Annotated in this window: 22 protein-coding genes; 15 read left to right on the top strand and 7 right to left on the bottom strand. The window is 74.8% G+C overall.

The window, feature by feature from the left end:
- Entirely contained in the window at nt 1-1,290 is a 1,290-nt protein-coding gene (kynU, locus tag ACA361_RS35670) for a kynureninase (RefSeq protein WP_375019501.1), read from the top strand.
- A gap of 25 nt (nt 1,291-1,315) precedes the next feature.
- Complete coding sequence (locus tag ACA361_RS35665; RefSeq protein ID WP_375019500.1) at nt 1,316-2,482, top strand: PucR family transcriptional regulator; 1,167 nt, start codon at nt 1,316-1,318, stop codon at nt 2,480-2,482.
- On the opposite strand, the gene ACA361_RS35660 is transcribed toward ACA361_RS35665, so the two are convergent.
- Genes ACA361_RS35660 through ACA361_RS35650 form a run of 3 tightly spaced genes read right to left on the bottom strand, consistent with a single transcriptional unit; the run spans nt 2,455 to nt 4,913 of the window.
- Nucleotides 2,455-2,967 (bottom strand): luciferase family protein, encoded by a 513-nt coding sequence (locus ACA361_RS35660; RefSeq protein WP_375019499.1) that lies wholly within the window; start codon nt 2,965-2,967, stop codon nt 2,455-2,457. The two genes, ACA361_RS35665 and ACA361_RS35660, sit on opposite strands and share 28 nt — an antisense overlap.
- Nucleotides 2,968-3,021: 54 nt before the next feature.
- Entirely contained in the window at nt 3,022-3,693 is a 672-nt protein-coding gene (locus ACA361_RS35655; RefSeq protein WP_375019498.1) for a TetR/AcrR family transcriptional regulator, read from the bottom strand.
- Nucleotides 3,690-4,913 (bottom strand): acyl-CoA dehydrogenase family protein, encoded by a 1,224-nt coding sequence (locus ACA361_RS35650; protein ID WP_375019497.1) that lies wholly within the window; start codon nt 4,911-4,913, stop codon nt 3,690-3,692. The genes ACA361_RS35655 and ACA361_RS35650 overlap by 4 nt, the downstream gene beginning before the upstream one ends.
- A 45-nt stretch (nt 4,914-4,958) precedes the next feature.
- Between ACA361_RS35650 and ACA361_RS35645 the strand changes: the two genes are divergently transcribed.
- Both ACA361_RS35645 and ACA361_RS35640 read left to right on the top strand, forming a co-directional pair.
- Nucleotides 4,959-5,705 carry an SDR family oxidoreductase gene (locus ACA361_RS35645; protein WP_375019496.1) on the top strand — a complete coding sequence of 249 codons (747 nt, stop codon included), beginning with the start codon at nt 4,959-4,961 and terminating at the stop codon, nt 5,703-5,705.
- A 28-nt stretch (nt 5,706-5,733) separates the two neighbouring features.
- On the top strand, nt 5,734-6,690 hold the full coding sequence (locus tag ACA361_RS35640; protein ID WP_375019495.1) for a zinc-binding alcohol dehydrogenase family protein: 957 nt from the start codon (nt 5,734-5,736) through the stop codon (nt 6,688-6,690).
- Between the two features lie 101 nt (nt 6,691-6,791).
- On the opposite strand, the gene ACA361_RS35635 is transcribed toward ACA361_RS35640, so the two are convergent.
- Together ACA361_RS35635 and ACA361_RS35630 are read right to left on the bottom strand one after the other, a co-directional pair.
- Entirely contained in the window at nt 6,792-7,469 is a 678-nt protein-coding gene (locus tag ACA361_RS35635; protein ID WP_366617977.1) for a response regulator transcription factor, read from the bottom strand.
- A gap of 10 nt (nt 7,470-7,479) precedes the next feature.
- Nucleotides 7,480-8,760 (bottom strand): histidine kinase, encoded by a 1,281-nt coding sequence (locus ACA361_RS35630; RefSeq protein WP_375019494.1) that lies wholly within the window; start codon nt 8,758-8,760, stop codon nt 7,480-7,482.
- 159 nt (nt 8,761-8,919) lie between these two features.
- Here ACA361_RS35630 and ACA361_RS35625 point away from each other — a divergent pair, with 159 nt between their 5' ends.
- From ACA361_RS35625 to ACA361_RS35575, 11 genes are all read left to right on the top strand, one after another.
- The gene (locus ACA361_RS35625; protein ID WP_375019493.1) at nt 8,920-9,012 is read left to right on the top strand and encodes a putative leader peptide; all 93 of its coding nucleotides are present in this window, start codon (nt 8,920-8,922) and stop codon (nt 9,010-9,012) included.
- A gap of 119 nt (nt 9,013-9,131) precedes the next feature.
- The gene (locus tag ACA361_RS35620) at nt 9,132-9,905 is read left to right on the top strand and encodes an ABC transporter permease (RefSeq protein WP_375019571.1); all 774 of its coding nucleotides are present in this window, start codon (nt 9,132-9,134) and stop codon (nt 9,903-9,905) included.
- The gene (locus ACA361_RS35615; RefSeq protein ID WP_375019492.1) at nt 9,881-10,654 is read left to right on the top strand and encodes an ABC transporter ATP-binding protein; all 774 of its coding nucleotides are present in this window, start codon (nt 9,881-9,883) and stop codon (nt 10,652-10,654) included. Before ACA361_RS35620 ends, ACA361_RS35615 begins: the two co-directional genes overlap by 25 nt.
- Complete coding sequence (locus ACA361_RS35610; protein WP_375019491.1) at nt 10,651-11,667, top strand: ABC transporter substrate-binding protein; 1,017 nt, start codon at nt 10,651-10,653, stop codon at nt 11,665-11,667. The genes ACA361_RS35615 and ACA361_RS35610 overlap by 4 nt, the downstream gene beginning before the upstream one ends.
- A complete protein-coding gene (locus ACA361_RS35605; RefSeq protein WP_375019490.1) occupies nt 11,664-12,875 on the top strand; it encodes an LLM class flavin-dependent oxidoreductase in 1,212 nt (403 codons plus the stop codon). Before ACA361_RS35610 ends, ACA361_RS35605 begins: the two co-directional genes overlap by 4 nt.
- Nucleotides 12,872-13,507: a class I SAM-dependent methyltransferase gene (locus ACA361_RS35600; RefSeq protein ID WP_375019489.1), complete on the top strand. Its 636-nt coding sequence runs from the start codon at nt 12,872-12,874 to the stop codon at nt 13,505-13,507. The genes ACA361_RS35605 and ACA361_RS35600 overlap by 4 nt, the downstream gene beginning before the upstream one ends.
- 54 nt (nt 13,508-13,561) lie before the next feature.
- Complete coding sequence (locus ACA361_RS35595; RefSeq protein ID WP_375019488.1) at nt 13,562-15,052, top strand: sugar porter family MFS transporter; 1,491 nt, start codon at nt 13,562-13,564, stop codon at nt 15,050-15,052.
- Nucleotides 15,053-15,367: 315 nt separating this feature from the next.
- Entirely contained in the window at nt 15,368-17,356 is a 1,989-nt protein-coding gene (gene thrS / locus ACA361_RS35590) for a threonine--tRNA ligase (RefSeq protein WP_375019487.1), read from the top strand.
- A gap of 62 nt (nt 17,357-17,418) precedes the next feature.
- On the top strand, nt 17,419-18,030 hold the full coding sequence (locus ACA361_RS35585; protein WP_375019486.1) for a hypothetical protein: 612 nt from the start codon (nt 17,419-17,421) through the stop codon (nt 18,028-18,030).
- Nucleotides 18,031-18,135: 105 nt separating this feature from the next.
- Entirely contained in the window at nt 18,136-19,176 is a 1,041-nt protein-coding gene (locus ACA361_RS35580) for a chemotaxis protein CheB (protein WP_375019485.1), read from the top strand.
- Nucleotides 19,177-19,228: 52 nt separating this feature from the next.
- Nucleotides 19,229-21,172 (top strand): CheR family methyltransferase, encoded by a 1,944-nt coding sequence (locus tag ACA361_RS35575; RefSeq protein ID WP_375019484.1) that lies wholly within the window; start codon nt 19,229-19,231, stop codon nt 21,170-21,172.
- 106 nt (nt 21,173-21,278) lie between these two features.
- On the opposite strand, the gene ACA361_RS35570 is transcribed toward ACA361_RS35575, so the two are convergent.
- Both ACA361_RS35570 and ACA361_RS35565 read right to left on the bottom strand, forming a co-directional pair.
- A complete protein-coding gene (locus tag ACA361_RS35570) occupies nt 21,279-22,574 on the bottom strand; it encodes a tyrosine-type recombinase/integrase (RefSeq protein ID WP_375019483.1) in 1,296 nt (431 codons plus the stop codon).
- A 190-nt stretch (nt 22,575-22,764) separates the two neighbouring features.
- Nucleotides 22,765-23,295, bottom strand: a complete 531-nt coding sequence (locus ACA361_RS35565) for an Asp23/Gls24 family envelope stress response protein (protein WP_375019482.1) — start codon at nt 23,293-23,295, stop codon at nt 22,765-22,767.
- Between the last annotated feature and the right edge of the window lie 207 nt (nt 23,296-23,502).

Here is a 23,502-nt window from a genome sequence, read left to right as displayed (position 1 = left end):
GTGGACAGAGCCCCCGGAAGCCCCGGAAGCCCCGGAAGCGCGGAGGAGGAGGCGCGGCGGCTCGACGCGGCCGACCCGCTCCCCTCGCTGCGCGGCGAGTTCCACGTGCCGCCCGCGCCCGGCGGCGCGCACGCGGAGGCCGCCTACTTCGCCGGCAACTCCCTCGGTCTCCAGCCCCGGAGCGTCGCCCGCTACCTGGAGGAGGAGCTGGCGGACTGGTCGCGGCTGGCCGTCGAGGGCCACACCCGCGCCCGCCGCCCCTGGGTGGACTACCACGAGCAGGCCCGCGAGCCCGCCGCGCGCCTGGTGGGAGCGCTGCCGCACGAGGTCGTCGCGATGAACTCGCTGACGGTCAACCTGCACCTGATGATGGCGACGTTCTACCGGCCGGCGGGGGAGCGCACCCGGATCGTCATCGAGGACACCGCGTTCCCGTCCGACTCGTACGCCGTGCACAGCCAGGCCGTCCACCACGGCCTGGACCCGGAGGCGGCCGTCGTGCGGCTGCGGCCGCGCGCGGGCGAGGAGCACCTGCGCACCGAGGACGTCGTCGCGTACCTGGAGCGCGACGGCGCGCGGGTCGCGCTGCTGCTCCTCGGCGGGGTCAACTACCTGACCGGCCAGCTGATGGACATGGCGGCGATCACCAAGGCGGGCCGCGCGGCCGGCGCGGTGGTCGGCTGGGACCTGGCGCACGCGGCCGGCAACGTCCCGCTGCGCCTGCACGACTGGGACGTCGACTTCGCCGCCTGGTGCACCTACAAGTACCTCAACAGCGGCCCGGGCGCGGTCGCCGGCTGCTTCGTCCACGAGCGGCACGTCCGCGACGCGGGCCTGCCGAGGCTGTCGGGCTGGTGGGGGACGGACCCGGCGACGCGGTTCCGGATGGAGCCGCGCATCGCGCCGCCCGCCACGGCCGACGCCTGGCAGCTGTCCAACCCGCCGATCCTCGCGCTGGCGCCGGTGCTGGCGTCGCTGGAGATCTTCGACCGGGTGGGCATGGCCGCGCTGCGCGCCAAGAGCGAGCGGCTCACCGCGTACCTGGCGGGGCGGCTGGCGGCCGTGCCCGGGCTGGCCGTCGTCACCCCGGACGACCCGGCGGCGCGCGGCTGCCAGCTGTCGATCCGCGTCGCCGACGCCGGCGGGCTCACCGAGCGCCTCGCGGACTCGGCCGGCGTGATGGCCGATGCCCGCGAGCCCGACATCGTCCGCCTCGCGCCGGTGCCGCTGTACTCTACGTATCACGACTGTCACCGCGCCGCCGCGGCCCTGGAGGGTCTCCTGGGGTAACCGCGTGCCCAGGCGAGGTGAGGACATGGCGCCGCCACCGGTCCGGAGCGAGGCGGAGATCGGCCGCCGGCTGTCCGCCGCCGCGCACCGCTCCGACGGTCCGCGCGGCGTCGTCCGGCTGCTGCGCGAGGAGTTCGGGCTCGGCTGCTGGGTGCTGTCGCCGCTGGCCACCGTCTGGGCCGCGGCGGGCGGCGCGCCCGGCCCCGGCGAGGTCGAACGGGTGTGGCGGCACGTCACGGGCCGTCCCGGCGACGCCTCCACGGTGCCGCTGGGCGGAGGGGAACGGGCGTCGGTCCACGCGATCCGCGGCGGCGACGGGCGGGTCCGCGGCCATCTGGTGTGCGCCCGCGCGGGCGCGGCCGGGACGCGGCGGGCGCTGCGCACGGCGCTGCGGGTCCTGGGCGCCGAGCTGGACCGGCTGGAACGGCGGCGCGCGGCCGAGCGGCAGCGCGTCGGCGACCTCCTCGACCTCGTCCGCCGGCCCGGTGTTCCAGCCGCGGCCGCGGTCGCGGCCCGGCTCCGGCCGCTCGGCGCCGATCCCGCACTGCCGTTCGTCGCGGTCGCCGCGCGGCCGGACCCCGGACTGCCGGGCGCGCTGCTCGTCGGCGGCCTGCTGGCGGGCCGGGCCCGCCGCGTCCTGCCGGCCGAGCGGGACGGGGACGTGATCGCCCTGGTGAACGGCCGGCTCCCGGCGGGCGCGGTCGAGGCGGCGCTGCGCGGGGCGCCCGCGCGCTACGGGCTCGCGCTGGCCGGCCGCCCGCTGGTGGCAGGGGTGAGCGGCGCCGTCCCTGACGCGGGCGGCCTGCGCGCCGCCGTCGAGGACGCCCGCCGCGCCCTGAACGCGGCCCGCGCCGGTGCCGCCGCCGGCCCGGTGACGGTCGTCCCGGCCGCCGACACCGACTCCCACGGGCTGCTGCTGGCCGCCGTGCCCGAGGGCGTCCGGCAGGCGTACCGCGACCGGCTTCTCGGCCCGCTGGAGGAGTACGACGCGCTGCACGGCTCCGAGCTGGTCGGCACGCTGGCGGCGTTCCTGGACGCGTGCGGATCGTGGCAGCGGGCGGCCGGCCTGCTCTACGTCCACGTCAACACGCTGCGCTACCGCGTGCAGCGGATCGAGGAGCTGACCGGCCGCGACCTGGCGTTGGCGCGCGACCGCACCGACCTCTACCTGGCGCTGCGCTGCCCGTCCTGAGCGGGCGGCGCGGCCGCGCGGTGCATGAGGCGGAACTGGCTCAGCGGCATGGGCGATCCGCCGCCGGCGGTGATGAGGGCGGCCAGCCGGTCCGGCGCGATGCCGCCGGCCGCGGCGCTGCACGGCGCCCCGGTGCGCGGCACGGCCCCCGGCGCGCTCCCCGCCTTGATCGCCACGCTCGCCAGCGAGGCGACCATGGCCAGGTCGGAGTCGGTGTCCAGGCGCACCGCGACCCACTCGCCGCCGGGGATGAACGCCACCCGCCCGGAGTCGGCGAGCGCCTCGCCGAGCCGGCCGATGACGGGCCGGGTCAGCCGCAGCTCGGCCACCGCGCCGCCGTGCAGGTGCAGGATCTGGACACCGCCCGCCGCGAGGGCGGTGCCGGTGCCGCATTCCGCCCGCTCCCGGGTCACCCCCGGCCAGCGCTCGAGCCGGTCCGCGATACGGACATCATTGGAAGTCGCGCCACTCCCGTCGGCTGCCACCCGTCCATAGTCGCGTCCAGATGGCGGTACGCGGAACCGGCCGAGTCGAAATCGTTACGGGGGAGGGGCCGGCAGGCGCTCCCCGGAACGCAGCCGGTCGAGCCCCAGCCAGACGAACTCGACCGCCATCTGCTCGGCCCGGTCGCGCGCGGTGTCGGGGTGCTCCAGCCACCACGACACCATCGACAGCATCGACCCGTACATGAGCGGGACCAGCAGCCGCGCCCGCCGCTCGTTGGCGGCCAGCGCCGCGGGCGACAGCGCCGGATCGGCGCGGCGGCGCCGCAGCAGCAGGTCGGCGAACGCGGTGCCGAGCCGCTCGCGCAGCTCCTGCAGGCCCGGCCCGACCTCGGGCTTGTCCAGGTGCCGGATCACCAGCGCCCAGGCGTCCGGCTCCTCGGTGGCGTAGTCGAACAGCACCCGCACCATCGCGCGGATGCCCTCCATCGAGTCCTGCTGCTTGAGCACCGCGGCGTTGAGCCGCGCGGTCAGCTCGGCGACGATCGCCTCGCTCACCTCGGCGAACAGGTCCTCCTTGGAGGTGAAGTGCTGGTAGAGCAGCGCCTTGGAGACCTGCGCGGCCGCGGCCACGTGCTCCATCTGCGTGAGGTGGTAGCCCCGGCGGCCGAACTCGGCCAGCGCCACCCCGAGCAGCTGCTCCCGCCGCCGGGCGTGCGGCATCCTGCGCCGCACGCCCGGAACGGCCGCCCCCGTCTCGTTCGTCATTTCCCGAGGTACTTACCCAGCTCGGTACGGGCCACGGACCGCACATGGACCTCGTCGGGCCCGTCGGCCAGCCGCAGCGTGCGCAGCCCCGCCCACATCGCGGCGAGCGGGGTGTCGTCGCTGACGCCGGCGCCGCCGTGCACCTGGATGGCGCGGTCGACGACCTCCAGCGCCACCCGCGGCGCGATCACCTTGATGGCGGCGACCTCGGCGCGGGCGCCCTTCGGCCCGTGCCGGTCGATCAGCCACGCGGTCTTGAGGGTGAGCAGCCGGGCCTGCTCGATCGCCATCCGGGACTCGGCGATCTGCTGCTGCACCACGCCCTGCCGGGCGAGTTCCTTGCCGAACGCGACGCGCGACGCGGCGCGCTCGCACATCAGCTCCAGCGCCCGCTCGGCCATGCCGATGGCGCGCATGCAGTGGTGGATGCGGCCGGGCCCGAGCCGGGCCTGCGCGATGGCGAAGCCGCCGCCCTCCTCGCCGATCAGGTTCTCCACCGGCACCCGCACGTCGGTCAGCGTGATCTCGCAGTGGCCGTGCTGGTCGGAGTAGCCGAACACGGGCAGCGGCCGGACGATCTCCACGCCGGGCGCGTCCAGCGGGACGAGGACCATGGACTGCTGCTGGTACGGGTGGGCGTCCGGGTCGGTCTTGCCCATCAGGATCATGATCTTGCAGCGCGGGTCGGCCGAGCCGCTGATCCACCACTTGCGGCCGTTGATGACGTAGTGGTCGCCGTCGCGCTCGATCCGGGTGGCGATGTTGCGGGCGTCGGAGCTGGCCACGTCCGGCTCGGTCATCCCGAACGCCGAGCGGATCTCGCCGTCCAGCAGCGGCTTGAGCCAGCGCTCCTTCTGCTCGGGCGTGCCGAACAGGTGCAGCACCTCCATGTTGCCGGTGTCGGGCGCCGCGCAGTTGGTGGCCTCGGGGGCGAGGTTGGGCGAGCGGCCGGTGACCTCGGCGAGCGAGGCGTAGTCGGTGACCGACAGGCCGTGCGCCGGGTCCTCGCTCCCGGGGAGGAAGAGGTTCCACAGGCCGCGCTTGCGCGCCTCGACCTTGAGCTCCTCCACCACCGGAGGGACGGTGTGCTCCTCGCCCGCGGCCCGCAGCCCGCGGCGCTGCTCGGCGTACAGGGGCTCGGCGGGGTAGACGTGGGAGTCCATGAAGTCCTGGAGGCGGCCGAGGTAGTCCTGGGCCCGCTCGCTCAAACCGAAGTCCATTCCGCTAGAGTAACTGACGAGTCAGTTACTTTGGGAGGCGCTCACATGGTGGCTTTCGACGGGGCCGGCAAAGTCGCGCTCATCACCGGCGGGTCCAACGGCATCGGCGCGGCCGTGGCGCGCCGGCTGGCCGGGCTGGGCGCGCGGGTGGTGCTCGCCGACATCGACGAGGAGCGCGGCGGCGCGCTGGCCGCGGAGCTGGACGGCCGCTTCGTCCGCTGCGACGTCCGCGAGCCGGCCGACAGCGCGGCGGCCGTCGCCGCGGCGGTGGACGCCTACGGCGGGCTCGACCTGGCCTTCCTCAACGCCGGCGTGTCCACCGGCACCGGCCTGGACGGCGACTTCGACCTCGCGCTCTACCGGCGCGCGATGGCGATCAACCTCGACGGCGTCGTGTACGGCGTGCACGCCGCGCTCCCCGCCCTGCGCGCCCGCGGCGGCGGCGACATCATCGCCACCGCGAGCATGGCCGGCCTGACCGCCACCCCGTTCGACCCCATCTACGGCGCCAACAAGGCCGCCGTGGTCGGGCTCGTCCGCGCCCTCGGCCCCGCGCACGCGGAGGAGGGCATCCGGGTGAACGCCCTGTGCCCCTCGTTCGCCGACACCGACATCCTCGGCGGGATCAAGGACCATCTGGCCGAGACGGGCTTCCCGATCCTGGAGGTCGGGAAGGTCGTCGAGGCGTTCATGGCGATCCTGGACGGGGACGACGCGGGGGAGGCGTGGTTCGTCGTCCCGGGGCGCGAGAGCGGCCCGTTCAAGTTCCGCGGCGTACCCGGCCCGCGCTGATTCCCAGGAAACACAGGAGGCAGAGGACATGCGCGCGATCCAGATCACCGAGTTCGGCGGGCCAGAGGTCCTGACCGTCACCGAGCTGCCCGACCCGGAGCCGGGGCCCGGGCAGCTGCTCGTCGACGTGTCCCGGGCCGGGATCAACTACGCCGACACCCACCAGGCCGAGGACAGCTACCTGTCGCGCTCCACGCTCCCGCTGGTACCGGGCGGCGAGGCGGTCGGCCGCACCCCGGACGGCCGCCGGGTGGTCGCCCTGCTGGGCACCGGCGGGTACGCCGAGAAGGCCCTGGCGCCCGAGGCGATGGCCTGGGACGTCCCCGACGCCGTGGACGACGTCACCGCGCTCGGCATGATCGTCCAGGGGGCGTCGGCCTGGCTGCTGCTGCGCCGCAGCACGCACCTGGCGCCGGGGGAGTCGGTCGTCGTGCACGCCGCCGCCGGCGGGGTCGGGACGCTGGCCGTCCAGCTGGCCAAGCAGTGGGGCGCGGGCCGCGTCATCGCGACCGCCTCCTCCGAGGAGAAGCGCGACCTGGCGCTGGAGCTGGGCGCCGACGTCGCCGTGGACGCCAACGAGCCCGACATGAAGGCCGCGCTCATCGACGCCAACGAGGGCCGCCGGGTGGACGTGGTGCTGGAGATGACCGGCGGCACCGTCACCGACCAGAGCCTCAAGGCGCTCGCGCCGTTCGGGCGGCTCGGCTTCTACGGGATGGCCTCCCGCCAGGCGCCCTCGCCCGTCCAGCCGGGCAGCCTGATGTCGCACTCCACGACCATCGCCGGGATGTGGCTGGCGCACGTGTTCCAGCTGCCCGGCGACGTCATGGGCACCGCCCTGAACGAGCTGTTCGCGCTGGCCGCCGACGGGAGACTGAAGGTCGTCGCCGGCGGCGAGTACGGCCTGAGCGAGGCCCGCAGGGCGCACGAGGACCTGCGCGCCCGCCGCACCACCGGCAAGCTCGTCCTCGACCCCTCCCGCTGAGAGCCCGGCCGCTCAGCCCACGGGTCGCTTCTGGGGGGGCGACCCCCCAGACCTCCGGGGGCTGAGCGGCCGAACTCCGCTGGTGCTCCGTTCGGCGCCGCTCAGCCCACCAGGCCGTTCTCGTAGGCGTACACGACCGCCTGGGTGCGGTCCCGGAGAGCGAGCTTGGTGAGCACGTGGCCGACGTGGGTCTTGACGGTCTGCTCGGCCAGCACCAGCTCGGCGGCGATCTCGGCGTTCGACAGGCCCCGCGCGATCAGGCGCAGCACGTCCAGCTCGCGCGGGGTCAGCGAGGAGGTCGCGGCCGGGCTGGGCCGCTGGTGGCGGCGGCGCCGGGCGAAGTCGCCGATCAGCCGGCGGGTGATCGAGGGGGCCAGCAGCGCGTCCCCGGCGGCCACCACCCGCACCCCGCTGACCAGGTCGGCGGCCGAGGCGTCCTTGAGCAGGAAGCCGCTGGCGCCCGCCCCGAGCGCCTCGTAGACGTACTCGTCGAGGTCGAACGTCGTCAGCACCAGCACCTTCGGCCGGATCCCGGCCGGGTCGACGTCGTCGGCGGGCGGCTCGCCGACCAGCTCGGCGGTGGCGGCCAGCCCGTCCATCTCGGGCATCCGGATGTCCATCACGATGACGTCCGGGTCGAGCTTCCTGGCCATCTCCACGGCCTCCAGGCCGTTGCCGGCCTGGCCGATCACCTCGATCTCCGGATCGGAGGACAGCAGCGCGGCCAGCCCGTCGCGGATCATCACCTGGTCGTCGGCGATCAGCACCCGAATCGTCACATGGCGAAGATTAGTCGGGATCGCCGTACGGCACGTCCGCCACGACCTCCCAGCCGCCCCGCTCGCGGGGCCCGGCGGTCATCGTGCCGTCGAGCATCACCACCCGCTCGCGCATGCCGACCAGCCCGTGCCCGCCGCCGTGCGACTCCTCGGGGGTGCCGCGGGGGCCGTCGTCGACCACGGTGACGCGCAGCGAGTCCGGGCCGTACCGGATCTCGATCAGCACCCGGGAGCCGGGCGCGTAGCGGGCGGCGTTGCTGAGCGACTCCTGGACGATCCGGAACGCCGACAGGTCCACCCCGACGGCCAGCGGCCGCGGCACCCCGACCACGGTGACGCCGACGCCGAGCCCGGCGCGGCGGGCGGTGGCGACGAGGTCGTCCAGCCGGTCCAGGCCCGGCTGGGGGGCCCGCTCGGCGCCCTCGTCGTCGGACCGCAGCAGCCCCACCACCCGGCGGGTCTCGGTGAGCGCCTCGCGGGCGGCGTCGCGGACCACGCCGAACGTCTGCCGGGCGGCGTCCGGCAGGTCGGGGATCTTGTACGGGGCGGCCTCGGCCTGCATCGCGATCACCGACATGTGGTGGGCGACCACGTCGTGCAGCTCGCGCGCGATCCGGGCGCGCTCCTCCAGGACCGCCTGCCGGGCCAGGTCCTGGCGGCGCAGCTCCTCCTGCTCGCGGACGATCGCCTCGGCGGTGCGGCGGCCGCCGATCGCGTCCCCGAAGGCGAGCACGACCAGCACGATCCCGGCCAGGATCGCGCCGAACCAGCCCGGCATGCCGAGCAGCACGGCCGGGCCGAGCAGGCCCGCGATGGTCACGGCGCCGACGCCGATCAGCGTCTCCCGGTCGCAGGCCAGCGCGACGAAGAACAGGATCACCAGCAGCGCGAGGAACGAGGTCACCGGCCACGGCCAGAAGCCCACGCCGCGTACCAGCAGCGCGCCCAGCAGGAACCCGGCGGCCGACAGCCGCCAGGCGGCCAGCGGCCGGCGCACGGCCAGCATCAGGGGGGCCGCCTGGAGGACCCCGAGCAGGGCGCTGGTCCCGGGCGGGCGGTGGTCGGCCTCGATCGGGATCGCGATCGAGCCCGCGGTGAAGCCGATCGTCATCGCCAGCAGGAGCAGCAGCAGCGGGATCCGCAGCCACATCCGCTCCGGGAGCATCGTCACGTGCGGGTCGTGGGGGCCGGGCAGCAGCGCCGACCGGATCCCCTGGAGGAGCCGCGCGTGGTCGTGCCGGTCGTGGTCGTGCCGGTAGTCGTGCCACTTGGCACGGGATGGTTCGTTCATCGCACTGGTGAGCCTAGGGTGCGCGGCCGGGCGGGGACCTGACCCGGGGGAGCCAGATCCGGACCCCACCCTGGGTAGCGCCCATGGCGAGCGATCGGCGGGCGATATAGACCACTTAACCGGTATTTCAGATTGACTTGATAGGAAATATCGGCCAGGGTGAGGGCCGTGAACGACCGTCCCGCCCTTCTCGTCGCGCGCCTGCACGTCGACCTCCGCCGGCAGGCCAGCTGCCTGTGTCGGCCCGCCTAGCGGGCCGCATCGCCGGCCCGCGCGCCGTCCGTCCTCCCGAACGCTCGCGAAGGGTCACCCCAGCCGTGTCCACGTCCTCGCTCGACCTCCCGCGGCCCCAGGCCCGGCCGAGGTCGAGGATCCCCTCCGTGCGGCCGCCGCGCGCCGCGCTCGCCCGGGCGGTCAGCCCGCTGGCGCTGCTCGCGCTGTGGCAGCTCGCCTCCTCGACCGGGCTGCTGCCCGAACGCCTCCTCCCCGCCCCGACCACGGTCGCCGCGACCGGCGCCGAACTCGTCCGCGACGGCACGCTGCTCGACGCGATCGGCGTGTCGGTGCAGCGCGCCGTGCTGGGCTTCCTGATCGGCGCCGCCGCCGGGGTCGGCCTGGCCCTGGTCGCCGGGCTCAGCCGGCTCGGCGAGAACGCCGCCGACCCGATCATGCAGATGCTCCGCGCGCTGCCGCACTTCGGGCTGATCCCGCTGTTCATCCTGTGGTTCGGGATCGGCGAGGCGCCCAAGGTCGCGCTCGTCGCGCTGGGCGTCGCCTTCCCGCTCTACCTCAACACCTTCGCCGGGATCCGCGGCGTCGACGGCAAGCTCGCCGAGGTCGCGCAGACGCTGCGGCTCGGCCGGCCCGCCCTGATCCGGCACGTCGTGCTGCCGGGCGCGCTGCCGCAGGCGCTGGTCGGCCTGCGGCAGAGCCTGGGCGCGGCCTGGCTGGCGCTGATCGTCGCCGAGCAGGTCAACGCCGCCTCCGGCCTCGGCTTCATGATCAACAATGCCCGCGAGTTCCTGCGCACCGACATCGTCGTGCTCGGCCTGGTCGTGTACGCGGCGCTCGGCCTGCTCACCGACGCCCTGGTCCGGCTGCTGGAGAGGAGGGCGCTGTCATGGCGCAAGGGCTTCCCGATCTGACCGAGGCCGCCACCGCCACCGCCACCGCGGCCGGGGCCGTCGCCGAGGTGGACGGGCTGACCCGCCGGTTCGGCGACCGCACCGTGCTCGACGACGTCCGGCTCACCATCGGCCGCGGCGAGTTCGTCGCCCTGCTCGGCCGCAGCGGCTCGGGCAAGTCCACCCTGCTGCGCGCCCTGGCCGGCCTCGACCGCGACGTCCCCCGCGACGAGCGCGGCGGGCTCACCGTGAACGGCACCACCGCGGTGGCGTTCCAGGAACCCCGCCTCATCCCCTGGAAACGCGTCTGGGCCAACGTCGCCCTCGGCCTGGACGACCCGGACCCGCGCGCCGCCGCCGCGAAGGCCCTGGACGAGGTGGGCCTCGCCGAGCGCGGCGGAGCGTGGCCGCTCACCCTGTCCGGCGGCGAGGCCCAGCGCGCCTCGCTGGCCCGCGCCCTCGTCCGCGAGCCCGGCCTGCTCCTCCTGGACGAGCCGTTCAGCGCGCTGGACGCCCTCACCCGCATCACCATGCACCGGCTCGTCCTGGACCTGTGGGAACGGCACGGGCCCGGCATCCTCCTGGTCACCCACGACGTCGACGAGGCGCTCCTGCTGGCAGACCGGGTGCTCGTCCTGGACGGCGGCCGCATCGCGCACGAGTCCCGCGTGGACCTCCCGCGCCCCCGCCACCGCGACCATCCCGACCTCACCGCCCTCCGCGCGACCCTGCTCGACCGGCTCGGCGTGACCCCCGAAGGAACGACATGACGATCAGACGGCTCCGTACCCTCCTGGCGGGCGCCGCCGCGTTCGTGCTCACCGCGGCGGCGGCCGGCTGCGGCGGCGGAGCGGACGCGTCCAACGCCGCGATCCGCCCCGACGGCTCGGTGGACCTGTCCAGGGTCACCCTGCGGATCGGCGACCAGAAGGGCGGCCAGCAGGCCCTCCTCGGCGCCGCCGGAGAGCTGAAGAACCTCCCTTACAAGGTCACCTGGAACCAGTTCACCTCCGGCCCGCCGCTGCTGGAGGCGGTGCACGCCGGCGCGCTGGACTTCGGCGCGGTCGGCAACACCCCGCCGGTCTTCGCCGCCGCCGCCGGCTCCAAGATCAAGATCGTGGCGGCCGCCGACATCGGGCTGACCGGCCAGGCCGTGCTCGTCCCGAAGGACTCGCCGATCCGCACGCCCGCCGACCTCAAGGGCAGGCGGATCGGGGTGGCCAAGGGCAGCTCCGCCCACTACCACCTGCTCACCGTCCTGAAGAAGGCCGGGCTGGGCTTCAAGGACGTCCAGCCGCAGTACCTCGCGCCGCCGGACGCCATGGCCGCCCTCAGCCGCGGCGGCCTGGACGCCTGGGCGATCTGGGACCCGTACACCGCCCAGGGGCAGACCCAGGCCGGCGCCCGCATCCTCGTCGACGGCCGCGGCTACACCACCGGCTACAACCTGGTCGTCGCCGCCGAGAAGGCGCTGGAGGACAAGGCGAAGGTCGCCGCGCTGCGCGACTACCTCACCCGGCAGCGGCGCGCCCTGGTCTGGGCGAACGCCAACGTCAAGGGCTGGGGCGCGGTCTGGTCCCGCGACACCGGGCTGCCGGTCGCGGTCGCCGAGGAGGCCGCCCGCCGCCGCGCCGCCCGCCTGATCAAGGTGGACGACACGCTGGTCCGCAACGAGCAGCTGGTGGCCGACGCCTTCCGCGACGAGAAGCTCATCCCCGGCTCGGTCGACATCGGGAGGTTCGTCGACCGCCGCTTCAACGACATCGAGGTAGAGGTCAAATGACGGGCACCGAAATCCAGGCCGATTCCCGCCTTCACCCCCGCTTCCACTGGTTCCTGCCCACCACCGGCGACAGCCGCGCCCTGATCGGCGGCGGGCACAGCGTCCCGGCCGGCGTCGGCCGGCCCGGCGAGCGCCCCGGCACCGCCGAGGTCGTCCGCCCGCCGGACATCGAGTACCTCGCCCAGATCGCCCGGTCCGCCGAGCAGCTCGGCTTCGAGGCCGTGCTCACCCCGACCGGCACCTGGTGCGAGGACGCCTGGCTCGTCACCGCCGCGCTGCTGCGCGAGACGTCCCGGCTGAAGTTCCTGGTGGCCTTCCGGCCCGGCTTCGTCGCGCCGACGCTGGCCGCCCAGATGGCCGCCACCTACCAGCGGATCTCCGGCGGGCGGCTGCTGCTGAACGTGGTCACCGGCGGCGAGTCCGCCGAGCAGCGCCGCTTCGGCGACCACCTGGCGCACGCCGACCGGTACGCCCGCACCGGCGAGTTCCTGGAGGTCGTGCGGGGCGCCTGGACCGGCGAGCCGTTCGACTTCAAGGGCGAGCACTACGACGTCGAGGGCGCGCTGGTCTCCCGGCCGCCGGACCCGCTGCCGGAGATCTACTTCGGCGGCTCCTCGCCCGCCGCCGGGCCCGTCGCCGCCCGGCACGTCGACACGTACCTGACCTGGGGCGAGCCGCCCGGCCAGGTCGCCGAGAAGATCGCCTGGATGCGCGGGCTGGCCGCTGCCGAGGGCCGCACGCTGCGCTTCGGCATCCGGCTGCACACCATCAGCCGCGACACCTCCGAGGCCGCCTGGGCCGAGGCGCGGCGGCTGCTGGCCGGCGTGGACCCGGCCCACATCGGCACGGCTCAGCAGGCGCTGGCCGCCAGCGACTCGGTCGGGCAGCGCCGCATGCGCGCGCTGCACGAGTCGTACCGCGGCGGCGGCTCCGAGCGCGACCTGGAGATCCACCCCGGCCTGTGGGCGGGCGTCGGCCTGGTGCGCGGCGGCGCCGGCACCGCGCTGGTGGGCAGCCACGCCGAGGTCGCCGACCTGATCGAGGAGTACGCGGCGCTCGGCATCGAGGAGTTCATCCTGTCCGGCTACCCGCACCTGGAGGAGGCGTACTGGTTCGCCGAGGGCGTCCTGCCCGAGCTGCGCCGCCGCGCGGCCGGGGAGCGGGCCCTGGCGCCGGTGGGGGGTTCTGGTGCGACACTGCCGGGATGACCGGTGATCACAGGCATCCGATCTTCGCCCGGCTCTACCCCCGGCTGGACGCCGCCGCCGCGCGGGCCGGCGGCGCCGCCCACCGCGCCGAGCTGCTCGCCGGCGCGCGCGGGCGGGCGGTCGAGGTCGGCGCCGGGCACGGCGCCAACTTCGCCCACTACCCCGGCGGCGTGACCGAGGTCGTCGCGATCGAGCCGGAGCCGACGCTGCGCGCCCGCGCGGTCGCGGCCGCCGCCGGGGCCCCGGTCCCGGTGGCGGTGCGGGCCGGCGTCGCCGAGGACCTCGACCTGGAGGACGCCTCGTTCGACGTGGCCGTGGCCTCGCTGGTGCTGTGCTCGGTGCGCGACCCGGTCCGGGCGCTGGCCGAGCTGCGCCGCGTCCTGCGCCCCGGCGGCGAGCTGCGCTTCTACGAGCACGTGCGGTCCCGGTCACCGCGGACGGCGATCTTCCAGAAGTACACCGACGTCCTCTGGCCCTACGTGGCGGCGGGCTGCCACGTCTCCCGGCCCACCGGCGACTGGATCGAGCGGGCGGGCTTCACCCTGCGGAGCGAGCGGCGCTTCGACTTCCCCGCCTCCCGGGCCCCGAACCCGTCGGCGCCGCACATCATCGGCGTCGCGGTCCGCGACTGAGGGCGGGCGCGCCGGACCTGGCTTAAGGTCCCTTCCTCCGGGAAGAGCAGCCCCATGGCTGATCAAGGGACTCCCGGAGAAGGCGGGGCGACGGCGGGGCGGACGGCGGCCGCGGAGGGGCACGAGCACACGGCGGCGATGGCGGTGCTGCTGGCCGGCGCCGCCGCCCTCGGCGGCTTCCTCTTCGGCTACGACTCCTCGGTGATCAACGGCGCGGTCGGCGCGGTGGAGGAGCAGTTCCACCTGGGGTCGGTGGCCGTCGGGCTGGTGGTGTCGTCGGCCCTGCTCGGCTGCGCCGCCGGCGCCTGGTTCGCCGGGCCGCTCGCCGACCGGATGGGCCGCATCCGGGTGATGCTGGTGTCCGCCCTGCTCTTCGTGATCAGCTCGCTGGGCTCGGCGCTGGCGTTCGCCGCCTGGGACCTGACCTTCTGGCGGTTCGTCGGCGGGCTGGCGATCGGCGCCGCGTCCGTCATCGCGCCCGCGTACATCGCCGAGATCGCGCCCGCCGACCTGCGCGGGCGGCTCGGCTCGCTCCAGCAGATGGCGATCGTGCTGGGCATCTTCGCGGCGCTGGTGGTCGACTACGTGATCGCGCGGGTGTCGGACGGCGGCGCGTCCGGCGAGTTCCCCTGGGGCGGCACCGCCTGGCGGTGGATGTTCGCCAGCGCGGCGATACCCGCCGTGATCTGGGGAGTGATCGCCATGACGATCCCCGAGTCGCCGCGCTACCTGGTCAAGAAGCGGCGGCCGGCCGCCGCCCGCGAGGCGCTGGCCCGGGTGATGGACCCGCGCGAGGTGGACACCAAGATCGAGGAGATCCGCCGCTCGCTGGGCCGGGAGCGCCCGGTACGGCTGGGCGACCTGCGCGGCAAGCGGTTCGGGCTGCTGCCGATCGTGTGGGTGGGCATCCTGCTGTCGGTCTTCCAGCAGTTCGTCGGCATCAACGTGATCTTCTACTACTCGACCGAGCTGTGGCAGGCGGTCGGGTTCAGCGAGAACGACGCGATGCTCACCTCGGTGATCAACTCGCTGGTGAACGTGGCCGCCACGCTGGTGGCGATCGCGCTGGTGGACAAGGTCGGCCGGCGCCCGCTGCTGCTGGCCGGCGCCGCCGGGATGACGGTCACCCTCGGCATCATGACCCTCTGCTTCGCCACCGCCCCGGTCGTCGACGGCGAGCCCTCGCTCGGCGACGTGGGCGGGCCGGTCGCGCTGGTGGCCGCCAACCTCTACGTGGTGTCGTTCGCCGCCACCTGGGGCCCGGTGGTGTGGGTGATGCTGGGCGAGATGTTCAGCAACTTCATCCGCGCCTCGGCGCTGGCGGTCGCCGCCGCCGCCCAGTGGATCGCGAACTGGGCCATCACCACCACGTTCCCCGGCCTGTCCGGGGTGTCGCTCGGGCTGGCGTACGGCATCTACACCGTCTTCGCCGCGCTGGCCTTCCTGTTCGTCATCCGCGCCGTGCCCGAGACCAAGGGCCGCGAGCTGGAGGACATGGACACGCTGGAGGGGCCGAAGCGGCGCCCGCGGGCCAAGCGCGCGTGAGCCGGCAGCGCGCGTGGGCTAGCATGGACCCATGGCAGCCGTACGCGCGCACGGGCGACGTCCCGACGCGCAGTGTCCGACGACGACGCCGGGGATCTCCCGGCGCGGCGGCCGCCTGTCCTGACCTAGCGCGGCGAGGCCCCGGGAGCGATCCCGGGGCCTCCTCGCGTTGGCGGGGCAGCCGCGGGGCCGTTCCCGGCAGGGCCTCCCGGGCCCGAGAGGAGAACGACCATGGACAAGGATGCGTCCGGTGACCGGCCGGACTCGATAGCATCGGATGCCGCAAAGCAACCTTCACCATCGCGAGGAGTGCCCGTGTCCACCGTGCCTGAGCTGCGCATCACCCTCGACGGAAGCGAGCGGGCGGTGGCCGCGGGCTCGACCGCCGGCGAGGCGCTCGGCGCGGACGGGAGGACCGTGATCGCCGCCCGGGTCGGCGGCGAGCTGCGCGACCTGGCCTACGAGCTCCGCGACGGCGACGTCGTGGAGCCCGTGGAGATCGGGTCGGACGACGGGCGGGCGATCATGCGGCACTCGGCCGCGCACGTGATGGCGCAGGCCGTCCAGGAGCTGTTCCCCGAGGCGAAGCTGGGCATCGGCCCGCCGGTGGAGAACGGCTTCTACTACGACTTCGACGTCGAGAGCCCGTTCACCCCCGACGACCTCAAGCGCGTCGAGAAGCGGATGCGCGAGATCGTCAAGCAGGGCCAGCGGTTCTCCCGCCGCGTCGTCTCCGACGACGAGGCGCGCGAGGAGCTGGCGGGCGAGCCGTACAAGCTGGAGCTGATCGGCCTCAAGGGCGGCTCCGGCGAGGTCGCCGACGCGGCCGAGGGCGCGGACGTCGAGGTGGGCGGCGGCGAGCTGACCATCTACGACAACCTCGACGCCAAGTCCGGCGAGCCGTGCTGGAAGGACCTGTGCCGGGGGCCGCACCTGCCGACCACCCGCGTGATCCCCGCCTTCAAGCTGATGCGGTCGGGCGGCGCGTACTGGCGCGGCAGCGAGAAGAACCCGCAGCTCCAGCGGATCTACGGCACCGCCTGGGAGTCCCGCGAGAAGCAGGACGAGTACCTGAAGTTCCTGGAGGAGGCCGAGAAGCGCGACCACCGCCGCCTCGGCGCCGAGCTGGACCTCTTCTCGTTCCCCAAGGAGATCGGCAGCGGGCTGGCGGTCTTCCACCCCAAGGGCGGCGTCGTCCGCAAGGTGATGGAGGAGTACTCGCGCCGCCGGCACGAGGAGTCCGGGTACGAGTTCGTCAACACCCCGCACATCACCAAGGGCACCCTGTACGAGGTCTCCGGGCACCTCGGCTGGTACAAGGACGACATGTTCCCGCCCATGGAGGTGGACGGGGGCGACTACTACCTCAAGCCGATGAACTGCCCGATGCACAACCTGATCTTCGGGGCGCGCGGGCGGTCGTACCGGGAGCTGCCGCTGCGGCTGTTCGAGTTCGGCAGCGTCTACCGGTTCGAGAAGTCCGGCGTGGTGCACGGCCTCACCCGGGTGCGCGGCATGACCCAGGACGACGCGCACATCTACTGCACCCGCGAGCAGATGGTCGGCGAGCTGAAGAGCCTGCTCACCTTCGTGCTCGACCTGCTGCGCGACTACGGCCTGAACGAGTTCTACCTGGAGCTGTCCACCCGCGACGACTCCGACAAGTTCATCGGCACCCAGGAGGACTGGGACGAGGCCACCGCCGCGCTCCAGGAGGCCGCCGACGAGTCCGGGCTCGACCTGGTCGCCGACCCGGGCGGCGCGGCGTTCTACGGCCCGAAGATCTCCGTCCAGGCCAAGGACGCGATCGGCCGCACCTGGCAGCTGTCGACCATCCAGGTGGACTTCAACCAGCCCAAGCGGTTCGAGCTGGAGTACCAGGCCGCCGACGGCACCCGGCAGCAGCCGGTGATGATCCACCGGGCGCTGTTCGGGTCGATCGAGCGGTTCTTCGGCGTGCTGCTGGAGCACTACGCGGGCGCGATGCCGCCGTGGCTGGCGCCGGTGCAGGCGGTCGGCATCCCGATCGGCGAGGCGCACGTCCCGCACCTGGAGCGGGTCGCGGAGGCGCTGCGCGCCAAGGGGATCCGGGTGGAGGTCGACGCCTCCGCCGACCGGATGCAGAAGAAGATCCGCAACGCGCAGAAGCAGAAGGTCCCGTACATGCTGCTGGCCGGCGACGACGACGTGGCCAAGGACGCGGTGTCGTTCCGGTACCGCGGCGGTGAGCAGCGCAACGGCATCCCGATCGGTGAGGCGGTCGACGAGATCGTCAAGGCCGTCGAGGCGCGGATCCAGGTCTGAGGCCCCGGGCCGGGGACAGGGGTTCGGTACGCGACGGCCGCGGCATCTGGGACGGTGGGGAGATGAAGACGAGGAGCAGGCCGGCCCGCAAGGGTTCATCCTGGCCCCGCGTCGCCGGGTACGGCGGCGCGCTGCTGCTCGTGGCGGCCGCCGTCGCGGTGCTGCTCTACCCGCTGATGGGCCGGGACGGGAAGGGCGGCGCCGCGGCCGGCGACCGGGCGGCCGCGGGCACCGGGACGACCGCGCCGGCGGTGCCGGGGACCGGCGCCACCGCCGTCCCCGGCGTCCCGGGCGCCACCGAGCCGCAGACCCGCCCGGAGCAGGGCGGCGGCACCGGCCAGGGCCAGAGCGGGAACCAGGGCGGCGGGCCCACGCTGCCCGGCCAGGGCGGCGGCACGACCACGTGGTGCCCGGCCGGCACGGCCGTCTACCGGCCCGCGGCCACCGGCGACGCCCTGGAGGTCGCCGTCCGGGCCTCGGCCAGCGGGCTGGTCCGGGCCGAGGTGTCGATGAACGGGCGCGCGCCCGTCTCCCAGCAGGACACCGCCAAGGCCGGGCGCACCCACACCTTCCGGTTCGCGGGCGTCCGGGCCGAGACGGTCGAGCGGGTCAAGGTCACCACCGTGTCGGTCGGGGTGTCCATGCAGACCTGCTACGCGCGCGTGGCGGGCTGATCGAGCGCCGCCCGCCACGCGCGGCCGCGCGGGGCGGGCGCCCGCCGGCCGGTGGCCCGGGCGTGCGAGGGGTGTGAACGCCCCGTCCCCGGGCAGGACGCGGGTGTGAACGCCCCAAAGGGCCGCGACGTGGTCGTGGCAGCGGCCTCCGCGGGCGGGATCGGCGCGCTCCGCGACCTCCTCGCGCGGCTGCCGGCCGACCTCCCGGCGGCGGTCCTGGTGGCCCTGCACGTGTCGCCGTACGGCGGCGGCGCGCTCCCGCGGGTGCTGCAGCGGGCGTCCGCGCTCCCGGTGTCGTACGCCGAGGACGGCGGCGACCTCACCCGGGGCCGGGTCTTCGTGGCCCCGCCCAACCGCCACCTGCTCCTGTCCGGCGACACCCTGCGGCTGTCCGCCGGCCCCCGGCAGAACGGGCACCGGCCCGCGGCCGACCCGCTGCTGTTCAGCGCGGCGCTGGCTGCCGGTCCCCGGGTCATCGCCGTGGTGCTCAGCGGCGCCCTGGACGACGGCGCGGCGGGCGGCGCGGCCGTCCGGCGGCACGGCGGCCTGGTGCTGGTCCAGGACCCCGCCGAGGCGCCGTTCCGCGGGATGCCCGACGCGGCGCTGGAGGCCGTCCCGGACGCGCCCGCCCTCCCGCTGGCCGGGCTGGCCGCGCGGATCGACGGCGAGGCCCGCGAGGCCGGCGAGGAGTTCCCCGAACCGGTGCGGGACGCCGAGCTGGAGCGGCGCGTCGCCTGGCTGCTGCCCGAGCTCCCGGCCGCCTTCGAGCCGGGCAGCACGGTACCCGAGGGGGTGAGCTGCCCCGAGTGCGGCGGCCCGATCTACCTCGGCCGGCGGCGGCCGGGCGAGCCCGGCCGCTACGAGTGCGTCGTCGGGCACGCGTGGACGGGCCGCAGCCTGTTCAGTGGGCAGACGCACCAGGTCGAGTGGGCGCTGGAGCAGGCCGCCCGGCAGCTGACCGAGCGCCGCCGGCTCAACCGCCGCCTGGAGGCGGAGGCGGCAGGGCGGGGGCACCACATCTCGGCCCGCAGGTTCGCCGAGACGGGGGAGGAGACCGAGCGGGCCCTGGTGACGATCCAGCGGCTGATCACCGAGATGGGCGACCAGTCCGGGACGGAGGCCGACACCGGCCCGGAGCCGGGCTGACCTCGGCGGCGCGGGGCCCGCGGGCCGGGGGCCGGGAGGCTAGGCTCGTGCCGTGGTGACAATCTCGGGCGACGGCGAGGACCCCCACGAGCTGGAGCAACTCCTCGCCATGCTGAAGGAGAACCGCGGCTTCGACTTCAGCGGCTACAAGCGCTCGACCCTGATGCGGCGCATCGGCCGGCGCATGGCCGCGGTCGGCCTCGGGACGTTCGGCGAGTACCGCGACTTCCTCGAGGTCCAGCCGGAGGAGTACGCCGCGCTGTTCGACAACCTGCTGATCAACGTCACCGGGTTCTTCCGCGACGCGCCGGCGTGGAAGGCGCTGGCGGAGCGGGTGGTGCCGGAGCTGATCGGAGTCGGCCCGCCGGCCCGGCCGATCCGGGTGTGGAGCGCCGGCTGCTCGACCGGCGAGGAGGCGTACACGCTGGCCATGGTGCTGGCCGAGGTGCTCGGCGTGGACGGCTTCCGCGACCGTGTCAAGATCTACGCCACCGATCTGGACGAGGCGGCGCTGCAGACCGCGCGGGCCGGCGCGTACAGCGAACGCAAGATCCGCGACGTTCCGGCCGAGCTGCGCGCCCGGTACTTCGAGCAGCTCCAGTCCAACTACGTCTTCCGCCGCGACCTGCGCCGCCAGGTCATCTTCGGCCGCAACGACCTGACCAAGGACGCCCCCATCTCGCGGGTGGACCTGCTGGTCGTCCGCAACACGCTGATGTACTTCAACGCCGAGACGCAGGCGAACATCCTCCGCCGGATGCACTTCGCGCTGAACGACTCGGGCTTCATCTTCCTCGGCAAGGCCGAGATGCTGCTCAACCACGGCGACTGGTTCGAGCCCGTCGACCTGCGCAAGCGCCTGTTCCACAAGCTGCCGCGCAGGTCCAGGTCGCCCAGGCTGGCGCTGGACGACGCGGCCGGTGAGAACGCCGCGCGGGCGGCCCAGATCCGGGCCGCCGCGCTGGCCGCGGGACCGGTGGCGCAGCTGGCCCTGGACACCGAGGACAATCTGGTCGTGGCCAACACCCAGGCGGAGACGCTGTTCAAGCTGCACCCGATGGACGTGGGACGGCCGTTCCAGGACCTGGAGGTGTCCTTCCGCCCGGTCGAGCTCCGCTCGATCATCGAGCGGGTCAAGCAGGAGCTGCGGCCGGTGGAGCTCCAGCACGTGGAGTGGCAGCGCTCCGCGCCGGCGGAGGTGTGCGTGCTGGACGTGGTGGTGGGGCCGCTGTTCGACGGCGGGCACGGGCTGATCGGCGTCGGGATCAGCTTCAACGACGTCACCCGCTACAGCCGCCTGCACGACGAGCTGGAGCACGCGAACGAGGAGCTGGAACGGGCCTACCAGGAGCTGCAGTCCCTGAACGAGGAGCTGGAGACCACCAACGAGGAGCTCCAGTCCACGAACGAGGAGCTGGAGACCACGAACGAGGAGCTCCAGAGCACCAACGAGGAACTGGAGACGATGAACGAGGAGCTCCAGTCCACCAACGACGAGCTCCAGGAGATCAACGACGCGCTGCGGGTCCGCACCGGGGAGCTGGACGCCGCCAACGCGTTCCTGGCCTCGGTGCTGCAGAGCCTCGGCACGGCGGTGATCGTGGTCGACGACAAGCTGCGGGTCACGGTCTGGAGCCAGGGCGCCGAGGACCTGTGGGGGCTGCGCGCCGACGAGGCGCACGGCCAGCACCTGCTCGGCCTGGACATCGGGCTGCCGGTGCGGGAGGTCGCGCCGCTGGTGCACCGGGCGCTGGAGCCGGGCCGTACCGGCCGGGCGGGCCTCACGGTCGACGCGATCAACCGGCGCGGCCGCTCGGTCCGGCTGCGGGTCGAGGCCTCGCTGCTCAGCGACAACGGCGCCGCCCAGGGCGTGATCCTGATCGCCAACCACGCGGGCTCCCGCGGGGCGTCCGCGGCGGCGGGCCCGGACGGGTCGCGCGCGGCCCCGCCCCTGGTCGAGAAATCCGCGGTGGAGAAGCCCGCGGTCGAGGATTGAGCGCGGGCGGCGTACGGCGGACGCTAAGGCGCCGGCGGGGCGCGTGAGGAGCGTGGACTTGGGGGGGCGGATCCACACGCTCGGAGGGGGCGCCCCGCCGGCGCGATCAGGCGGTGAGGGGGGGATTCACCGCCTGAGAACGTGGGGCCGGCGAGCCGCGCGCCGCGCGCCGGCCGGTGTCCGCGCCGGCCCGCCCGGCACCGGAACCGTCGGCGTAGTGCGCGGCCAGGCGCCGCGATTCGGCGGCGGCCTTCCGTGCGGCCGCGGACTTCTGCCGGTATTGCGCCCGGTTCGCCGGGCGCATTTCGGCGAGGCGGGCGAACGCGTCGGCGGCCTGCTCCTGCAGCTGCGCGTTGTCCAGGAGGTTGCGGGCCAGCCGGGACGTCGCCTGCTCGGTCGCCCGCACCTGCCGCCCGACCCGGTCGATCGTGGCCTGAGTGGTGGCGTCCATGGACACCGGGACCGGCTCGCCGGCACTCCCCGGCGCGGTGCCGGGCCGGGGGGACGGCGCGGCCACCGGCAGCGGCGGCGCGTCCCTGCCCGGCGGGACGAACCCGGTCGGGACGCGCAGCTGCCGCGGCGTGATCGGCAGGCCCGCGTCGGCGGCGGTGGTGGTGACGATGCTGCGCAGCGTGCGCTCGGCCAGCCGGTCGCCGCGCCGGCCGACGAAGAGCGCAGTCTCGGCGGAGCCGCGGTGGAGCAGGGAGGGGCGGACCCGCAGCCAGCGGCGCAGGGTGTCGTGCACCTCGCCGTAGGGCAGCGTGACCATGCGCCGGACGTTGCCCCGGCCGTCGCGCAGGATCAGGTGCCAGCGCCGCGAGCCGCGGACGATGTCCTCGACGTCCAGCGCCGCCAGTTCGGCGGCCGTCATGCCCGAATGGACCAGCAGCAGGCAGATCGCCGCGTCCCGGGACGAGCGCAGCCGCTGCGCCGCCGCGTGGAAGCGGCCGCGCAGCCGGGCGTCCAGGACCGCCGGCGGGCGGCTCGGCAGCCGCTCCCGGACCGCCCGCACGGGCCCCATGCCGCGGTGGAAGGTGTAGTAGTGGTCGATCGCCGCCAGGTAGTTGTTGATCGTCCCCGGCTTGCAGCCGTGCGCGTCGCGGAGGTGGTCGCTGAAGCGGGCGACGGCGAGGTCGCGGTCGGCGGGGTCGGTGAGGGGTTCACCGGCCCCGCCGTCCGGGCCGCCGGTCCGCGCTCCGGCGGCCAGCCACGCCAGGTAGCCGCGTAGCCGGGAGGTGTAGACCTGGCGGCTGCCCGGCGACAGTGCGGAACCGCGCAACGCGGCCCGGTACGCCCGCCACTCGCGCAGCCAGGGCTCCGGGAGGGCGGCCGTGCGCCCGCGCCGGCCGCATCCGGTGCCGTTCTGACCACAGCGGCCGTCACCGTGCGCCTCCTGCGCCATGACGACCTCCTGAGCGGTGGGGGTCCCGGGCCGTGTGTCCCCTCCACTATCCCGCCCAGAGGGACGCAAAAACCGCTTCAGAGAAAAGAATCGCCGTTTCTTTCAGTAGACCGCGGCCCCGCCGTGCGGAGGCGGGCGCCTTCGCGGGCGGGGCCGGGCCCGCGGTCTGGGACGCCCGGGGAGGCGGCGGCTACCGCGCGTTCGCGGCGTTTCTTGCAGCAGGCGGCCGGACGTCCTCGACGGCGATGTCGACCGCGACCACGCGCACGTCCAGCATCCGTCCGACGACCCGGGCGACCTCGGCCCTGACCTGCTCGGCCACGGCCATGACCGGGCAGCCGTACGCGACGGTCAGGCTGAGTTCGAGCGAGACCTCGTGGTGCGGGCGCGGTGCCCCGAGCGGCCGGCCGGCCACGGGCGAGGCGGCCGGGACCGGGCCGCCCGCCTCGCCCGTGGCACCCCAGGAGGCGCGGGCGGCCGACTCCGCCACCCCGTCCACCTCCAGCGCCGCCAGCACCGCGATCTTCTCGATCACCTGGTCCTCGATGGTGACGCGTCCCTTCACGGCCGCGGGGGCGGCGTCGGCGGGCGGCGCGGGCGCGGGCACGGCGGGCGGCGGGGGAGGCGCGGGCGGCGCGGGGAAGAACGGCATCGACCCGGTCTCGAGACGCGGCGGCTCCGCGCCGCCGCCGCCCGGAAATCCCTTGTCGAGGTCGGTCATCGATCGGCTCCCCACGCTGGACGTGCCGTCCATGGTGCCGTGGCGGCGCCGGGGCCGCCCGCCATGTCCGGTGAACTCCGGTGAAATCCGGTACTGCTGCTCGGCGCGGGCGCGGGGCCGGGGGATCCCGGCTGCAGGCCCGCCGGGCTTCCTCTCTATGCTGCTGGTCAGGCCGTGAACGCCGATCGGGCCGCGAACAAGAGGAGA

The sequence above is a fragment of the Actinomadura sp. 21ATH genome, from assembly GCF_041951345.1.
Lineage (GTDB): Bacteria > Actinomycetota > Actinomycetes > Streptosporangiales > Streptosporangiaceae > Spirillospora.
Note: the sequence above shows the minus strand (reverse complement) of the source record. Positions and strands in the feature narration are given on the sequence as shown.

What these genes read in the sequence shown, in the direction of transcription:
- ACA361_RS35665 (WP_375019500.1), top strand. Translation starts at nt 1,316, where the DNA reads ATGGCGCCGCCACCGGTCCGGAGCGAGGCGGAGATCGGCCGCCGGCTG.
- ACA361_RS35655 (WP_375019498.1), bottom strand. Translation starts at nt 3,693, where the DNA reads ATGACGAACGAGACGGGGGCGGCCGTTCCGGGCGTGCGGCGCAGGATG.
- ACA361_RS35650 (WP_375019497.1), bottom strand. Translation starts at nt 4,913, where the DNA reads ATGGACTTCGGTTTGAGCGAGCGGGCCCAGGACTACCTCGGCCGCCTC.
- ACA361_RS35645 (WP_375019496.1), top strand. Translation starts at nt 4,959, where the DNA reads ATGGTGGCTTTCGACGGGGCCGGCAAAGTCGCGCTCATCACCGGCGGG.
- ACA361_RS35640 (WP_375019495.1), top strand. Translation starts at nt 5,734, where the DNA reads ATGCGCGCGATCCAGATCACCGAGTTCGGCGGGCCAGAGGTCCTGACC.
- ACA361_RS35630 (WP_375019494.1), bottom strand. Translation starts at nt 8,760, where the DNA reads ATGAACGAACCATCCCGTGCCAAGTGGCACGACTACCGGCACGACCAC.
- ACA361_RS35615 (WP_375019492.1), top strand. Translation starts at nt 9,881, where the DNA reads ATGGCGCAAGGGCTTCCCGATCTGACCGAGGCCGCCACCGCCACCGCC.
- ACA361_RS35610 (WP_375019491.1), top strand. Translation starts at nt 10,651, where the DNA reads ATGACGATCAGACGGCTCCGTACCCTCCTGGCGGGCGCCGCCGCGTTC.
- ACA361_RS35605 (WP_375019490.1), top strand. Translation starts at nt 11,664, where the DNA reads ATGACGGGCACCGAAATCCAGGCCGATTCCCGCCTTCACCCCCGCTTC.
- ACA361_RS35600 (WP_375019489.1), top strand. Translation starts at nt 12,872, where the DNA reads ATGACCGGTGATCACAGGCATCCGATCTTCGCCCGGCTCTACCCCCGG.
- ACA361_RS35595 (WP_375019488.1), top strand. Translation starts at nt 13,562, where the DNA reads ATGGCTGATCAAGGGACTCCCGGAGAAGGCGGGGCGACGGCGGGGCGG.
- ACA361_RS35585 (WP_375019486.1), top strand. Translation starts at nt 17,419, where the DNA reads ATGAAGACGAGGAGCAGGCCGGCCCGCAAGGGTTCATCCTGGCCCCGC.
- ACA361_RS35570 (WP_375019483.1), bottom strand. Translation starts at nt 22,574, where the DNA reads ATGGCGCAGGAGGCGCACGGTGACGGCCGCTGTGGTCAGAACGGCACC.
- ACA361_RS35565 (WP_375019482.1), bottom strand. Translation starts at nt 23,295, where the DNA reads ATGACCGACCTCGACAAGGGATTTCCGGGCGGCGGCGGCGCGGAGCCG.